This is a genomic window from Secundilactobacillus mixtipabuli (assembly GCF_002217925.1).
Taxonomy (GTDB): Bacteria; Bacillota; Bacilli; order Lactobacillales; family Lactobacillaceae; genus Secundilactobacillus; species Secundilactobacillus mixtipabuli.
Genome location: NZ_BCMF01000002.1, coordinates 1 through 15,671, shown reverse-complemented (window position 1 = coordinate 15,671; position 15,671 = coordinate 1). Strand labels below are relative to the sequence as shown.

Below are 15,671 nucleotides of genomic sequence, written 5' to 3'. Positions count from 1 at the left end.
GGCGATGAGCCTGCGCCTTTTTTATTTAAATCACAGGAGGAACGACATGATGGCAACAAAAAAAGCAGTCCGGGAACAGATTATTTCAGCCTTGATTTCCATGCCGGCAGATATTCGGCATTTTCAAGCTACGACGTTGTACGAACGGTTATTTGAGTCACAAGAGTGGAACCGAAGTCAAACGGTAGCTGTGACGTTATCAACTGGCTTTGAGTTGGACACACAGCCAATCATTGATGCCGCTAAAAGAGCTCGAAAACAGATTGTCGTTCCCCGAACGTATAATGCAGATCGCAGTATGCAGTTTATTCCATTGACCCCAGAGACGGTTCTTAAGGAATCGGAATTTGGCATCTTGGAACCAGAGAACGGTATTGCAGTGACAAAAGATCAAATCGACTTGGTGATTGTTCCAGGTCTTGGGTTCACTAAGAAAGGTGTCCGACTCGGCTTTGGCGGTGGGTATTACGATCGCTTTTTGGCTGATTACCAAGGACGGACAGTGACGTTGGCGTTTGAAGCGCAAATGTTTAAGGAACCAACTTGGAAAGTCATTGATACAGATATTCTTGTCCAACACGTTATTACAAGCCACTAAGGGGGCAAAGAATGCAGCAGCAACTTAAGCGCTGGTTAACTGGCCCATATATCACAATCGGATTGATCATTGTGATGTTTATCGTGTATGGTGCGATGACCTTAGCCGGTGGCAGTCAAAATGCTCAAGTACTCGTAAATTTTGGTGCCAAATATAATCCCCTGATTCTTGCAGGACAATGGTGGCGCTTGATTACCCCCATTTTCCTGCACATGGGATTCGAGCATATTTTATTTAACATGGTGACACTCTATTTTATTGGAATCCAAATTGAAGCTATTTTCGGTCACTGGCGTTACCTGACCATTTTCTTGTTGTCAGGGATCGGCGGTAATCTGGCTAGCTTTGCGTTTAATCCAAACGCGATTTCTGCGGGTGCCAGTACCGCAATTTTTGGCCTCTTTGGCGCTTTTCTGATGTTGGGGGAATCCTTCTGGGAGAACCCTTATATTCGTCAAATGACAAAAACTTTTCTATTGTTTATTGTGCTTAACCTGGTTTTTGGTCTATTTAGTGTTGGTACCGATATTCAAGGTCATATTGGCGGTTTAGTCGTTGGTTTTTTGACCGGATACATCGTTGGTGTACCAAAATTGGGACAGATTAGTCAAATTAAAAGAATATTAGCTGTAATCGTTACCATTCTTATCATTATTGGGCTATACTATTATGGCATAACGTTGTAAAATAGAAAAAGTAATCGTGTGGAATTTCGGAGGATGACGAAATGAAAACGCTCTATGATGTACAACAGCTGCTAAAACAGTTTGGTATATATGTTTACGTCGGTAAGCGATTATGGGATATTGAAGTTATGGCACTGGAGTTAGATCATCTGCATGATGCTAACGTGATCGACCATAAAACATTTGCCCACGCCAAATTAGTTTTAACGCACGAGCACCGTCTCGAAGAAGCACATGAGAACACGAAATAAGTCTGGAGGAAACAAGTTCATGGCAAAGAGTTTGATTGGTATTGATTTAGGTGGGACAACCACTAAAATTGCGTTCGTCTCTCAAGACGGCGAGATTATGCAAAAATGGAGCATCCCTACTGATGTGAGTGAAAACGGGAAGCACATTGTGCCAAACATTATCACTTCACTGAAGAAAACAATGACCGATTCCGGTTATACTAAAGATCAGTTCATGGGTATCGGGATGGGTACTCCAGGCGCTGTTGATATTGAAAACGGTACCGTCATTGGTGCCTTCAATTTAAACTGGAAAACAACACAACGTGTTCGTGACCAAATTCAAGAAGGCGTTGGTTTACAACTCGTTTTGGAAAACGACGCTAACGTGGCAGCCCTTGGTGAATTCTGGAAGGGTGCTGGTGAAAAGGACTCTGACGTGATTTTTGTCACTTTGGGTACTGGTGTTGGTGGCGGTGTTATCGCTGGTGGCCAATTACTCCATGGTGTCAATGGTGGCGCTGGTGAAATCGGTCACATTACTGTTCAGCCTAATGGTTACCTATGTACTTGTGGCAAACGCGGCTGTCTTGAACAGTACTCGTCAGCAACTGGGATTGTCCATGTTGCTAAGGATATGGCTGCTGAATTTACCGGTAAATCACGATTGAAAGAACTCTTCGATAACAACGAAGAAGTCACTTCCAAGATGGTGGTTTATTTGGCTGACAACGGCGATATTTTAGCAAGTCGCATCGTTGACCGCGTTTCATTTTATCTTGGTTTAGCATTAGCAAACTGTGCTAATATTTTGAACCCAGCAAACATCATTATTGGTGGTGGCGTTTCAGCAGCTGGTAACACTTTGTTACAACCAACTACACGTTACTTCCAAGAAAACACATTCCCAGCTGTGCGTGATTCAACGCGGATCAAACTTGCTCAGCTTGGTAATGATGCAGGTGCAATCGGTGCATCATCATTAGCACTTCGATTTGGTAATACTGGCGCATAATTAGTTTGGAAGGACGAGATACATGGCAATTGCAGCAATGACAACATCGACACTTTATACCATCATCATGGTGGTTTTACTGGTCGCTTATTTGATTTGGCATCTTTACGGTGTTTATCAACGCAATCAGGCAGCAACTTTGATTGATGAAGAAACCTTTAAAGAAGGTATGCGCAAAGCACAGGTTATTGATGTCAGAGAAAAAAAGGAATTTGACGCTGGTCATATTCTGGGCTCTAGAAATATTCCCTACTCAACCATGCGAGCCTATTACACTGGGATTCGTAAAGACCTGCCCGTTTACCTTTATGATCAGGGTAAAGCAATGAGCTCTCGTGCAGCCGTTTTACTTAAGAAACATGGCTATCAGGATATTTATATTCTGAAAACCGGCTATGCACGTTGGGATGGTAAAACCAAAAAGTCATAACCATTTGACTGATAAATCCTTTTATCAAAATAAGTGTTAATTTTTATTGGCAATAATTTGGTAAAATGAACCATTCATAAAAATGACTTAACCACTGTTGTTTACAGTGCTTAAGTCATTTTTAGGTGGTACGCGATCGGATACTAATTGTTTTCTCAGATTGAAATTTCCCTAAACTTTAGTAAGCAAACCCTTTGCCATTTTTAAATGTTGTGGTAGTATAGGTTCTGTTGAAGGCTTAACTCAATTCGAACCCGGCTTAAGGTAATTTGTTTCGGGTGATTGAGATACCCTAAGCCTGATTTTAATTATATTTTAATCTTATCCTAGAGGTTATAAGCAAGAAGAGTAATTGATCCTGTTAGGTACAGCAAGTCCCAGTCGATGAGAAGGGATCCTAACGAGCCAACGAAGTGCGCTTGCTAAGTACCTATCTGCTTAATCGTAGATCGTCAGGACACGTTATCGTCCCAGGCTTGAAAACGAGCCGTTAGAAAAGATGTACAGGGTGGAATAGCGAATTCAATCGTCCCTATCAGTTTAGCAATAGACTGATAGGGACTTTTTATTTACCCAAGACAGATTTATTTAGGATAAGACTGATGAACACAAGGGGGCACATTTACATGAGCAGCTGGCAAGTTATCCAGCAAGGGTTACCACTTTTTGAGAAGGGATTTGGACTGACGCTTTGGCTATCATTCGTTGGTATTATTGGTTCAATTATTGTCGGGCTGATCTGTAGCCTGTTACAGTATTTTCAAATCCCCGTATTGAGTAGGTTAGCGTCAATCTATATTGAAATTTCCAGGAATACGCCGTTGCTAGTCCAGTTATTCTTTTTATATTACGCTTTCCCAGTTTTTGGATTTAAGTTAAACGCGGAGTTGTGCGGAATCGTTGGCCTGATTTTCCTGGGTGGCAGTTATATGGCCGAGGGATTTAACGGGGGCTTCGACGGCGTCAGTAAAACCCAGGTTGAAACGGGTAAAGCGATTGGCCTGTCAAGGCTGCAATTAGCGCGTTACGTTGTGTTTCCTCAGGGGTTTACTCTGAGTGTTCCTGCATTGGCGGCAAACATGATTTTCTTGATTAAGGAAACGTCCATCTTTACTGTTATCGCAATTCCGGAGTTGACTAATACTGCTTTGGATTTGATTGGGATGTACTATCGTTCTAATGAATATCTGCTGATGCTAGTGATCGGTTATGCGATTATTTTGATTCCGTTGTCAATCATACTGACTATTTTAGAAAAGAGGGTTCGCTATGGCACATTCGGGAATTAATGTTTTATTCGAAGGGCGAAACCTCGTTCGGCTATTCGGCGGGCTTGGGACAACGATTGAAATTGCAGCTGTGGCACTAGTGTTGGGGCTCATTTTAGGAATTGTGTTAGGTGTTTTGCGGACGTTTCCCAATCGCTTATTACGGTTGCTGCTACGGTTATATCTAGAATTTTTCCGAATTGTGCCAACTGTTGTCCTACTGTTTTTGTTTTACTACATTTTACCTCGCCAGCTAGGTGTTAATATGCCAGCTAACGAAGTGGCAACACTGGTATTTGCGTTATGGACGGCGGCTGAAATGAGTGATATCGTTCGTGGCGCCTTGATATCCGTACCGAAACATCAACGTGAATCGGGTTTAGCAATTGGACTCAATCGTTGGCAACTTTATCGGTACGTGCTGATTCCGCAAGCAGTTTCATTAGAGCTGCCAGCGACGATCAATTTAGTCACTCGGGTGATCAAAACGACGTCGCTATTGATGCTGATCAGCGTCATGGATGTGATCAACGTTGGCCAACAGGTAGTTGAAGCCAATAATCAAAAATATCCAACCGGTGTGTTCTGGGTTTATGGGATTATTTTCATCATGTATTTTGTGATCGATTATCCATTATCCTGGTGGGCAAAGCGGATGGACAAGAAGAGATTGGAGCGGGCAAATGGCTAAGCAAATTTTGAAGGTTGAACATTTGGAGAAATCCTATCGAGAAAATCATATTCTTCATGATATTAATTTTTCAATTGATGAAGGTGAAGTTGTGGCATTGCTGGGACCTTCGGGGTCAGGAAAGAGTACGCTCATTCGTTGCCTGAACGGTCTAGAACCCTATCAAAAAGGCAATGTGATTTTTAACGGTAAACCAGTTGTTCCAACTGAAAAAAACTGGCAGAAACTCCGTCAACAGATTGGGATGGTTTTTCAGAGTTACGATCTCTTTCCGAACTTGACCGTGTTAGACAACATTTTACTTGGCCCGGTTAAAGTGCAGCATCAATCTCGGGAGGCGGCGAAAGCTACTGCCGAAAAGTTGCTAGACCAAGTTGGCCTTCGAGAATATGAAAACGTGTATCCCCGCCAATTATCAGGTGGTCAAAAACAACGCATTGCTATTGTACGGGCGTTGGCGCTAAATCCAGAATTGATGTTATTCGATGAAGTAACGGCATCACTTGATCCAGAAATGGTCCGAGGAGTGCTCAACATTATTTCAAAACTTGCGCAGGATTCCAACATGACGATGATCGTAGTCACGCACGAAATGAATTTTGCTCAACAAATTGCTGATCGGGTGTTATTTTTGGAAGATGGCCATATCTTGGAGCAGACCGACGGCACGAAATTCTTCGTTAATCCGCAAACTGATCGCGCAAAAGAATTTTTGGAGAGTATGGACTTTTAAACGAATGAGGGCCATCGCACAAATTGCGGTCAACAATTATCACCCACCATTAACTGATCAACCAGACTTTATAAAACCAATACTTTTTGTTTTAGGAGGACATCTACATGAAGAAATACAGCTTAAAGAAACTGATGTTGTTTTTAGGGATTGCTGCCAGTTTAACGTTGGTTCTAAGTGCTTGCGGCAGTAAGAGCAGCCAGTCAAGTACGTCGTCAAGTAACAGGACAAGCACCGTTCAGCAAATTAAGAAACGCGGCACGATCCGGATTGCGGTTTTTGGCGACTTGCCGCCATATGGCTGGGTCAATAAACAGGGTCAGCGAGTGGGTTATGATTTGACCTTAGCTCGGCAGATTGCTAAAGATTTGAAAGTAAAACCCAAATTCATTCAGGTTAATGCCAATAACCGGGTGGATGCATTAAATTCTAATAAGGTGGATCTGGTTTTAGCTAACTTTACGGTGACACCTGAACGGAAACAAGTCGTTGATTTTGCTTCACCTTATATGAAAGTATCCGTTGGGGTTGTTTCGCCAAAAACGAACCCAATTACCAATGTTAGCCAGCTGCAGGGTAAAAACCTCATTGTCACGAAGGGGACTACCGCAGAAAATTACTTTACCTCTAAGCAACCAAACGTTAAATTACTGAAGTTCGACTCAAAAACACAGCAATTTAATGCGTTGAAGAATAATCGTGGGGTGGCTTTAGCTGATGATAATTCATACCTCTATGCCTGGGTTAAGAATCAGCCGACGTTCACAGTTGGCATCAAGTCTATTGGCCCTAAGCAATACATTGCGCCAGCCGTCAAAAAAGGTAATCAGTCACTTTTAAACTGGACCAACAAAGAAATTAAATCGTTAAATGGTCAAGGTTTCTTTGAAAAAGACTACAATTCTCAATTGAAACCATTTTTCGGTAAAGAAGTTAAACCTGGAGATATTATTATTAAGTAACGGCTAACTGAAGTACAAAATAAAAGTTCCCTCATGATTAAACGAGCGTCCAATCATGGGGGAACTTTGTTTTGGTTATAAAAATTTGATTAATGAACGGCTTAGTGGTGAGCTGAACGGCTTTTACGAGCAGCCCGCTTACGGTTTTCTTCGAAGCGTTCTTCTTCATCTTCAATTGGTTCAACAACTTTTTTCTTGAAAGATAAAGCGGCGCCGGCAACTGCACCAATGGTGGCCACAGTACCAAATAAGAATCCCTTGATAAAATGCTTCATTGTTAAAGCCCCCTTAACAGGTTAAAATATGATTTGTTACCTATATTATGCAGGTTTTATGGCTAAATTTCCAGTAATTAACAAAATTATAGTGGAGTGATCAGTTTGAAAAAAGTATTGGCCATTATTGGACCAACAGCGGTCGGTAAAACCGCCTTATCGTTGGAATTAGCAAAAAAATTCCACGGTGAAATTATTTCGGGCGATTCAATGCAAGTTTATCGTAGCTTAGATATCGGCACCGCGAAAATCATGCCAGCAGAGCGGGAGAATATTCCCCATTACCTTATTGATATTCGAAATATTGATGAGCGCTATTCAGTAGCTGACTTTGTTAAAGAAAGCCGCCAGTTGATCGATCAAATTTCCGAACGTGGGTTACCAATGATTGTCGGGGGTACCGGTTTTTACCTCAAGGCACTATTATATGATATGAATTTAGGCGGCGACCACTTTGAGCAGTCTGAGCGGGTCAGAAATAAGTGGCATGAGTATGCTTTGTTCCACGGACAGCAAGCACTCTGGAACCAGCTGAATGCAATTGATCCGGCTGCTGCACAAAAAATACCGGTAGCTAATGAACGACGTGTGGTTCGTGCTCTGGAGGTCTATGAGCGGACCGGAACCTTATTTTCTCAACAGCAAATCACCCTTAAACCAAGGTATGATGCCTTTGTTGTCGGGCTCAACACTGATCGGGGAAAAGTCTACGAACGCATCAACCAACGGGTAGATCAAATGTTATCGATGGGTTTGGTAGACGAGGCTCGTCGGTTATATGAAGCTGGTGGTGATCAATGGCAGTCTGGAAAAGGAATTGGTTATCGAGAACTGTTTCCATTCTTTAAAGGCCAAATTTCTAAAAATACTGCTGTGGAAAAAATCAAACAGGATACCAGGCATTACGCCAAGCGGCAATTGACCTGGTTTAGGCACCAATTACCGGTACATTGGTATGATATTATTGCTGATTTTAGTGTGAAAAACGACATTGGCATAGCGGTTTCTGAATGGTTAGAAAAATGATGTAATAAAACATAACATGAAGTGTTGACAGGCAAACGAATAGTGGTATGATTAATCATATTAGAGGGAGGTGAGTGCAATGGCAGAAAAAGAATTACAGCGATCCAAGTCAGTTTTACCAATTGGTACAGTTATGAAGTTAACCGATTTGACTGCCCGGCAAATTCGTTATTATGAGGAACAGCAATTAGTGATTCCGCAGCGAACGGACGGAAATCGGCGGATGTATTCTTTGAACGATATTGATAAGTTGCTCGAAATTAAGGATTATTTGAATGAGGGCATCAATATGGCAGGTATCAAGGCAATCTATGCCCAGCAGAAGAAACGAGCTGAAGATTTACAAAATGAATCGTTGACTGATAATGATGTGCGTCGGATTTTACACGATGAATTTCTGAATATCAGCGGTCTAGAACCTAATTCTGGTTCTCCCTTGCATTCACAACGACCTCTGAAATAAATGACAATTGCTGACTGTTAACACAATCTATCAATCAAGGAGCGATTTTATGCCAAAACACGATTACACCAAAGACGATATTCGTCAAATGGCCAAAGACGAAGATGTTCAATTTTTACGGTTAATGTTCACTGATTTGTTTGGGACAATTAAAAATGTTGAAGTACCCATTTCCCAATTAGAAAAGTTACTTGATAACAAGTTAATGTTTGATGGTTCTTCAATCGATGGTTTTGTTCGCATTGAAGAAAGCGATATGTACTTGTACCCTGACTTATCAACTTGGATGATTTTTCCTTGGAGTAGTGATCGTGGTAAAATCGCGCGGGTTATCTGTGAAGTTTACACGCCAGATAAGAAGCCATTTGAAGGCGACCCTCGAAACAACTTGATTCGCGTGTTAGACGACATGCGTAAAGCTGGTTTTACTGATTTTAATATTGGACCAGAACCAGAATTCTTCCTATTTAAGATGGATGATAATGGTAAGCCAACCATGGACTTAAACGATCAAGGGTCATACTTCGATATGGCACCAATGGATCTCGGTGAAAACTGCCGTCGTGAAATTGTGTTAACGCTTGAAGACATGGGCTTTGATGTCGAAGCAGCTCACCATGAAGTGGCACCAGGTCAACACGAAATTGATTTCAAGTATGCTGATGCTTTACACGCCGCTGATAACATCCAAACCTTTAAACTGGTTGTTAAAACCGTTGCCCGCAAGTTTGGCTTATACGCAACCTTCATGCCAAAGCCTTTAGCTGGGATTAACGGCTCTGGGATGCATTTGAACATGTCGCTTTTCCACGAAAAGGGCAATGCCTTTTACGATGAAAAGGGTGAGCTTCAATTATCTCAGGATGCTTACTACTTCTTGGGCGGCTTGTTGAAGCATGCACGCAGCTTCACTGCAATTTGCAACCCAACCGTTAACTCGTACAAGCGTTTAGTACCAGGCTATGAAGCACCGGTTTACGTTGCTTGGTCAGGTTCTAACCGTTCACCTTTGATTCGAGTACCAAGCTCACGTGGCTTGTCAACCCGTCTTGAACTTCGGAGCGTTGATCCTACTGCTAACCCATACTTAGCAATCGCTGCTGTATTGGAGGCAGGGTTAGACGGTTTGAAGAACAAGATCGTACCCGAAAAGAGTGTTGATCGTAACATTTATCGGATGGATGATAAGGAACGTACTGAAAGCCACATCACTAACTTGCCTGATACGTTGCATAACGCACTTAAGGACTTGTCAGCTGACGATGTCATGCGCAAGGCCATGGGTCCGCATTTGTACGCTAGCTTCATTGAAGCTAAGAATTTGGAATACGATGCTTATCGTACTCAGGTTTCAAAGTGGGAACGCGATCAATACCTTGAACTTTACTAAATTGACCTTTTAGGATAAATCCAAATAACAAAGAGTCTGCCTACCAATGTCGTGTACATTAGTAGGCAGACTCTTTTATTGTGAAGGTAGTGATAATAACTTACTTGAAATACGCTTGAATCACGCGTTTGTAAATCGTAATAAAATGTTCGAAATTGGTTAGATCCACGTATTCGTCGATTTGGTGAGCAGTCATGTTGCCAGGACCAAATACCGCTACTGTCATATTGGGGTTAGCCCGGATTAATTCTGAAGCGTCCGTACCCGCGCTTGAGCCACCGACTGGTAGTTGTTCATGGAGTTCTTCTTCGCCAATTTGATGGAGTAGCGAAATAAGTTTGTTGTCAGGGTTGCTTTGGACAGGGTATTTGTTGCCTAATAAATTGAAGGTCAGCTGGGCTTGACCAGCATTGTTTAGGTTTCCAATCATCGTTTTGAGGTGTGCAATAATCACATCATTTGAAATTTCAGGAATGGTTCGCACCTTAACGAACATTTCGGCGTGAGCGGGAACGGAATTTAACTGGTCACCACCACTGAATTTGGTGACGACGGCAATACATTTACCTAATACGGGGTTGATTGCTGATAAGTGGTTAAAGTAAGTTGCTTGTTGCTGGTACATCTTGATTAGTGGCGCAATCGCATCAATACCCAATTCTGGTGTTGAGCTATGGGCGGTTTTCCCATTTGAAACAATTGAATAGGTAATGGAACCTTTGTGTGCATAATCCAAGACAAATTGTTCAGTTGTTTGATTATTAGCTAGCAATTGTTTGATTTGAGATTCTGAAAACAGGAACGGATTAGTGGGCGGTTCCTGCTGTAACCAGTTATTTGGAACGCCGCTTGGTTCGGCGACTATGACACCGGCAACGTTGTTAACATAGCCGTGTTGGGCAAAATACTGTGCGCCTTGCATGTGGTTAACTTCGCTGGATTCTTCACCAATGGTCGCTAATAGGCGGACATGTCCTTGAAAATAATCTGTATGTGCCAATTCAACCATTGCAATGATTTCAGCAGCCAGGCCAGCTTTCATATCGCTGGTGCCACGACCGTACATCCGGGTCCCTTCAATTTCGGCGCCCAGCGGTTGATGCTGCCATTTAGAAACGTCACCAAGTGCCACAACATCCTGGTGACCTTCCAGAGCTAAAACGGGTTTACGGGGGTCCCCAATTTCCGCAACTAAATTATAGCGGTCAGGTTCGACTTCAATCAGCTGGCTATCAATTTGATAGTTGTTCAAATATGCTTTTAAAAAACGGGCCAATGATTCTTCATGGCCGCCAACAGTGTCTAATTTAATTAATTGCGATACTAACTCTCGGTGTGCTGTTTGATCCATATTTTTCACGAGCTTTCACTTAAATGATTTAAAAGTTTCTAGGTAAACTGAAGAAATAATGTTCAAATTTGGTCCGAGTATGGGCTCATCAAGCATGGCTGTCAACGAAGACAATGTTGACAATTAAATGAAAACAATTAGAATATGAGAACAAGATTAAAAAATAATTATTACCAACTATTATAGTGTTTATTCAGCACTATTCAATAAAACATCAATAATTGGTTTAATTCGTTTCACATCAATATTTAATCGGGCATGAGAAAGGGTGATGACTTTGGTCGCACAGTTACAATTAGAACCAGCCGTTGAAGAAGCGATGCAGCGAATTTTTATCACGCTGCATCAGCATCCTGAATTGTCCAACAATGAACAGTGGACAAGTGAACAAATTAAACGGGAATTGACGGCCCTAAACATTCCAATTAAAGAATACGGGTTGAAGACCGGTGTAGTCGCTGAAATAACGGGTAAGGCGGATGGCCCCATTATCGCATTACGCGCCGATATTGACGCGTTACCCTTATCAGAGGAAACCAAGCTGTCTTACAAATCGACAGTTGAGGGTGTTGACCATGCTTGCGGTCACGATTTTCACACGGCAGCCTTGTTGGGTGCAGCTAGGTTATTGCAGGCCAAACGAGATCAATTGCCTGGAACGATTCGCCTGCTATTTGAACCCGGTGAAGAACGGCATACCGGTGCCAAAGCCATGATAAAGGCGGGGGTTTTAAATGGCGTAGCTGCGATTTTTGGGATGCACAATATGCCACAGATCCCCGTTGGTCAGGTTGGCGTGAAGGTAGGTAAATTGATGGCGTCAAATGATAATTTCCAGGTCACCATTAATGGCGCAGGTTCGCATGCCGCCATGCCGCACACCGGTCGTGACCCATTGGTTGCCACCTCAGCAATTGTCTTAAATCTGCAAACCATCGTGAGTCGCAATATTGATCCAGCTGATCGCGTCGTTGTGACGGTTGGCCAAATTGCTGGCGGACATGCTAATAATGTTATCCCAGATAATTGTTGTTTTAGAGGGACCATTCGGGCATTTTCTAAAGAGAGCCGAACATTGGCCAAACAGCGGTTTAATGAGGTGGTCGCCCATACTGCTCAGGCCTATGGTCAAACGGCTACGATTGAGTGGGATCAGGGTCCGTCACCGGTTAACAATGAACCAATCGTGACAAAGTTGGTTGCCCGCCAAGCAAAGCAGTTCATGACGGTTATTGATCCCGAATTAACTAATGCTGATGATGATTTTGCAAGCTTTGAGGAGCAGGTTCCTGGTTGCTATGTTTTTATGGGCAGTCATGGTCAGTCAAATTTACATCATTCCGATTTTATTGCCAATCCAGAAGCGCTGAAATACGCTGCTAAGCTACACGAACAGGTTGCCCTGGCGCTGTTAGCACGTGCGGCTGATGGTGATCAATTATAGTTCGCGTTATTAATAGTTGTTTATTAACCCAACAATCTGTGTTGGCGCTAATAAACAGCTATTTTTTGCGTTGAATGTTTTTTTCCCCCTTTGCTAAAGGAAAAGTTTACCGTTAAATCTCAATTTTTCAATAAAACCGCTTTATTAATCATAAATTTTCATTTAAGATGAAAGTATGCACAGTGAGAAATAACAATCGAGGGATAAGCGTATGCCGAATAATGAAGAAGAACTAAATCAAGAAGTAACACCGGGTCAAGCTCAACTTGACTCGTCTATTTCACAAAAAATCAACTATCTGCAGACCTTACAATCTGCACTTCAGAATCATGACGATCGTCAAATTTACGAACTGATCGATAAACCACGTTATGATCGCGAAGTTAAAAAATCTCGTTCTACAACCAAGACACAAAATCTAGCTGATTTAGTGGCGGATGACCACGAACAGTTGAGCCACTATCTAAGTGAGAACTTAATTGACTATCTTGGAAAGACGTATCCATTTTTCTACTACGACGAAGTTCAAAATGGTGAGTTTGATATTTACTTTGGTAACTGGTGGGATCGGCGTAAGTTCGGTAAGCTGGACGTTTTAAACGTGGCTTTTGAATTTGATGAAACCGAGTATGCCAAGCTGAAGCGGGCTTTCGAACTGGATGCCCTTAATCAACGTTATAACACGGAGAATATTGCTGAAATTTCTAGCAATAGTGCCGAATTACAGAAGTTGATCGATGGTCAGGACGAACGTGATCATGAAAAAGAAACGCTTCGTGAGCAGCTTAAAGAAGTGAGTCAAAAGAGCACGTTGCCTTGGGATTCTGGAAAAGTTAAGGAAGAACGTCAGGGAATCGTTGATCAGCTGTCTAAGTTAGCTGATGACGACGAGGAAGCAATTAATGCAAATAAGAAGATCAAAGCAAATGACGAAAAGATTTTGAGTCTGTCAAAAGAAGATACCATTTTGACTTATGAGAAACAAAGCATTCAACAAAAATTTGAGGACTTTTCACACTTTGAATCTCATAACCAAAGTCTTTACACGGATTACCTGACAAGTTTGATCGGTAAAGGGCAGGTGAACGCTGATGATTAATGAGAATGATCCATCGACACTGAGTACTAGTGGCAGATTATTATCTTATAATAATGCAGTTAAAGAAGGATTGAAAACGGGTCAGCAATTCACGGCATTAATGGATCAGCTGATTAACACCAAGGATCCCAAAGAATTGGTGGATGCCGCGCAAGAATTATCTGTATTTGAACTCGATAGCGACTACGTAACTTTCCCACATCAGTATAATAATACGGATTACTACCTCATCTTTATGAGCCGGTTACTGGAATTACATGATGAGGGTGAGGCCATTACGCTGGAATCCCATGAAGATAATCAGCATCTCACACAGCAAATTACGGCGTTGGATGACCTTGGTGTCTTCGCGTTTATTTCAGCAAATGATACGACTGGTGGTGTCTACTATCAGGATCGTGTAACTGGAGAAATTCTCTTTTATTTGAATCTTCAACGTCGTACGATGCGATTTAATAGCAGTGCCATTACCAAATTATTTATTGAAACCTACGTTGATAAAATAGAAAAAGAACAATTACTCAAAGCAACTGATTTGCTGATTACATTTGGGCAGGCTCTCAAAACTGACTTTGGTTTCGATGTCGACTTCAACTTGCTAGATACAAACAACAATGAATTTTACGCTTTTCAAACGAGCAACTTATCTGGTGAGATCGTTGATAAATTATTCGTCACCGCAGCTGAAGAGAATTATATGCTGGAGCACGATCAGGATGGTGCTGTTTTGGAATTAGCACCTGATTTAAAGCTCAAAATTGCCAGTCACAATGCGACAGGTGGTGCAGCCTGGGGACTCTATGTTTCAGATCATGATCAGGCGGTTTCCTGGTTTAAGGTTCTGCTGGAATATCCATTTCTGCGCAAGTGGTATCTGGAAAATATTGATGACTTACAAATCCGGTCGGATAGTTTAGTCTTCTAGGGGTGACATAGTGACATTAGACTTAGCAAACTTATTACAAACGTCGATCCAAAAGCGAAATCAGTTTAATTATGAACATCAAGTAGCAGTGAGACCTGAAGAAGGGCTGCGAATTGCTTACGTCGGCCTGAACGTGTCACTGGCACAGTTAGCAGATTTAATGGGCTGGTTCAAATTAGGCGAAGCCAAACCAGCGGCCAGATCTGAGGAACTGCTAAAGGCCTATATTGGCGTTCTTGATCATGCTTTTCAGGTTGCTGCTAAGCAGACTTGGTCTCACTTAATCGTGATGAAGCCGAGTGATTTGGATAACTTGAAAAACAAACGGCCAGCAAAAAGTTTGAGCCAGCAGTATTTGTCAATTTTGCATTTCATCGATCAATCGTACTTTGACCGTCAGCAAATGGCCTTTCAACATGCATGGCATTTGATTTTGAAATTGGGTTTTGTTGATTTAGGTTTAACGGATGATCAGATTCAAACGGCTTATTTAAATCAAGGTGAGTCATAAAAAGAGCTACCCATCAATTTAGTTTGATGAGTAGCTCCTTTTATTGGTCCAAAAACGAGTAACTAGATGTGAAGTAATTTGAAAAATAATTGCACGTAAGCGCGCTTCGGTGTGGTAAGCAGGTGCTTTGACTGCGCACGCTGACGGCTTGCGCTGAGATACATTTCCCATGCGCTTGCAAATACGAACAAGCCGATAATAAATGAGATGAAAATCATCGCAATCCCCCCATAAAATAAGATTTCAATTACGTTACATCTACATTATGGTTTTGTGACATTGAATTTGCAAGCATTTTTGTTCAAAAAGTTTGGGTGTACAGGTAGTTGGATGGGGATAGCAGATGGCCTTTAAAATATTAATTGTATGATACAATATATTGTTATTATAGTAATTTAATCAGTAAAAAAATAAACGATCATCTATGAGATCTATTGCTAAAATAGAACGAAAAAAAGGTTCTACAATATCTGTTGTTGGTAATAGATTTTATCTATTACTGATAACAGATTTTTTGTTACACTACTATTTAATAAAAAACGGGCATTCCCGCCCATTCATTAAAATCAACCAC

General features: G+C 41.7%; 18 protein-coding genes. 16 read left to right on the top strand and 2 right to left on the bottom strand.

Features of this window, described 5'->3' with window-relative positions:
- The first annotated feature begins 49 nt into the window (after positions 1-49).
- The 9 genes from IWT5_RS01465 to IWT5_RS01425 all read left to right on the top strand — a co-directional run bounded on the left by IWT5_RS01465 (position 50) and on the right by IWT5_RS01425 (position 6,613).
- Positions 50-598 carry a 5-formyltetrahydrofolate cyclo-ligase gene (locus IWT5_RS01465; protein WP_159459261.1) on the top strand — a complete coding sequence of 183 codons (549 nt, stop codon included), beginning with the start codon at positions 50-52 and terminating at the stop codon, positions 596-598.
- A gap of 11 nt (positions 599-609) precedes the next feature.
- Positions 610-1,284 carry a rhomboid family intramembrane serine protease gene (locus tag IWT5_RS01460; RefSeq protein WP_089108188.1) on the top strand — a complete coding sequence of 225 codons (675 nt, stop codon included), beginning with the start codon at positions 610-612 and terminating at the stop codon, positions 1,282-1,284.
- A gap of 41 nt (positions 1,285-1,325) precedes the next feature.
- Entirely contained in the window at positions 1,326-1,535 is a 210-nt protein-coding gene (locus IWT5_RS01455; RefSeq protein ID WP_089108187.1) for a YqgQ family protein, read from the top strand.
- Positions 1,536-1,554: 19 nt separating this feature from the next.
- Positions 1,555-2,529: an ROK family glucokinase gene (locus IWT5_RS01450; protein WP_089108186.1), complete on the top strand. Its 975-nt coding sequence runs from the start codon at positions 1,555-1,557 to the stop codon at positions 2,527-2,529.
- A gap of 22 nt (positions 2,530-2,551) precedes the next feature.
- Complete coding sequence (locus tag IWT5_RS01445; protein ID WP_089108185.1) at positions 2,552-2,959, top strand: rhodanese-like domain-containing protein; 408 nt, start codon at positions 2,552-2,554, stop codon at positions 2,957-2,959.
- A gap of 626 nt (positions 2,960-3,585) precedes the next feature.
- Complete coding sequence (locus tag IWT5_RS01440; RefSeq protein ID WP_089108184.1) at positions 3,586-4,248, top strand: amino acid ABC transporter permease; 663 nt, start codon at positions 3,586-3,588, stop codon at positions 4,246-4,248.
- Positions 4,229-4,918, top strand: a complete 690-nt coding sequence (locus IWT5_RS01435) for an amino acid ABC transporter permease (RefSeq protein WP_089108183.1) — start codon at positions 4,229-4,231, stop codon at positions 4,916-4,918. The genes IWT5_RS01440 and IWT5_RS01435 overlap by 20 nt, the downstream gene beginning before the upstream one ends.
- A complete protein-coding gene (locus tag IWT5_RS01430) occupies positions 4,911-5,651 on the top strand; it encodes an amino acid ABC transporter ATP-binding protein (protein ID WP_089108182.1) in 741 nt (246 codons plus the stop codon). Before IWT5_RS01435 ends, IWT5_RS01430 begins: the two co-directional genes overlap by 8 nt.
- 107 nt (positions 5,652-5,758) lie before the next feature.
- The gene (locus IWT5_RS01425; protein WP_089108181.1) at positions 5,759-6,613 is read left to right on the top strand and encodes a transporter substrate-binding domain-containing protein; all 855 of its coding nucleotides are present in this window, start codon (positions 5,759-5,761) and stop codon (positions 6,611-6,613) included.
- A gap of 101 nt (positions 6,614-6,714) precedes the next feature.
- Here IWT5_RS01425 and IWT5_RS01420 read toward each other — a convergent pair whose 3' ends face one another.
- Positions 6,715-6,888 carry a DUF3042 family protein gene (locus IWT5_RS01420; RefSeq protein ID WP_089108180.1) on the bottom strand — a complete coding sequence of 58 codons (174 nt, stop codon included), beginning with the start codon at positions 6,886-6,888 and terminating at the stop codon, positions 6,715-6,717.
- 105 nt (positions 6,889-6,993) lie between these two features.
- Here IWT5_RS01420 and miaA point away from each other — a divergent pair, with 105 nt between their 5' ends.
- From miaA to glnA, 3 genes are all read left to right on the top strand, one after another.
- Complete coding sequence (gene miaA, locus IWT5_RS01415; protein ID WP_089108179.1) at positions 6,994-7,914, top strand: tRNA (adenosine(37)-N6)-dimethylallyltransferase MiaA; 921 nt, start codon at positions 6,994-6,996, stop codon at positions 7,912-7,914.
- Positions 7,915-7,993: 79 nt separating this feature from the next.
- The gene (locus IWT5_RS01410) at positions 7,994-8,377 is read left to right on the top strand and encodes a MerR family transcriptional regulator (RefSeq protein ID WP_089108178.1); all 384 of its coding nucleotides are present in this window, start codon (positions 7,994-7,996) and stop codon (positions 8,375-8,377) included.
- Positions 8,378-8,426: 49 nt separating this feature from the next.
- Positions 8,427-9,767: a type I glutamate--ammonia ligase gene (gene glnA / locus IWT5_RS01405; RefSeq protein ID WP_089108177.1), complete on the top strand. Its 1,341-nt coding sequence runs from the start codon at positions 8,427-8,429 to the stop codon at positions 9,765-9,767.
- A 100-nt stretch (positions 9,768-9,867) separates the two neighbouring features.
- Here glnA and IWT5_RS01400 read toward each other — a convergent pair whose 3' ends face one another.
- Entirely contained in the window at positions 9,868-11,118 is a 1,251-nt protein-coding gene (locus IWT5_RS01400) for a M20/M25/M40 family metallo-hydrolase (protein WP_089108176.1), read from the bottom strand.
- 271 nt (positions 11,119-11,389) lie between these two features.
- Here IWT5_RS01400 and IWT5_RS01395 point away from each other — a divergent pair, with 271 nt between their 5' ends.
- The 4 genes from IWT5_RS01395 (at position 11,390) to IWT5_RS01380 (ending at position 15,097) form a co-directional block, all read left to right on the top strand.
- Positions 11,390-12,562, top strand: a complete 1,173-nt coding sequence (locus tag IWT5_RS01395) for a M20 metallopeptidase family protein (protein ID WP_225360180.1) — start codon at positions 11,390-11,392, stop codon at positions 12,560-12,562.
- Between the two features lie 211 nt (positions 12,563-12,773).
- Entirely contained in the window at positions 12,774-13,661 is an 888-nt protein-coding gene (locus IWT5_RS01390; RefSeq protein WP_089108175.1) for an exonuclease SbcC, read from the top strand.
- Entirely contained in the window at positions 13,654-14,586 is a 933-nt protein-coding gene (locus IWT5_RS01385) for a hypothetical protein (protein WP_089108174.1), read from the top strand. The genes IWT5_RS01390 and IWT5_RS01385 overlap by 8 nt, the downstream gene beginning before the upstream one ends.
- Before the next feature lie 10 nt (positions 14,587-14,596).
- Entirely contained in the window at positions 14,597-15,097 is a 501-nt protein-coding gene (locus IWT5_RS01380; protein WP_089108173.1) for a dUTP diphosphatase, read from the top strand.
- Positions 15,098-15,671: the final 574 nt, after the last annotated feature.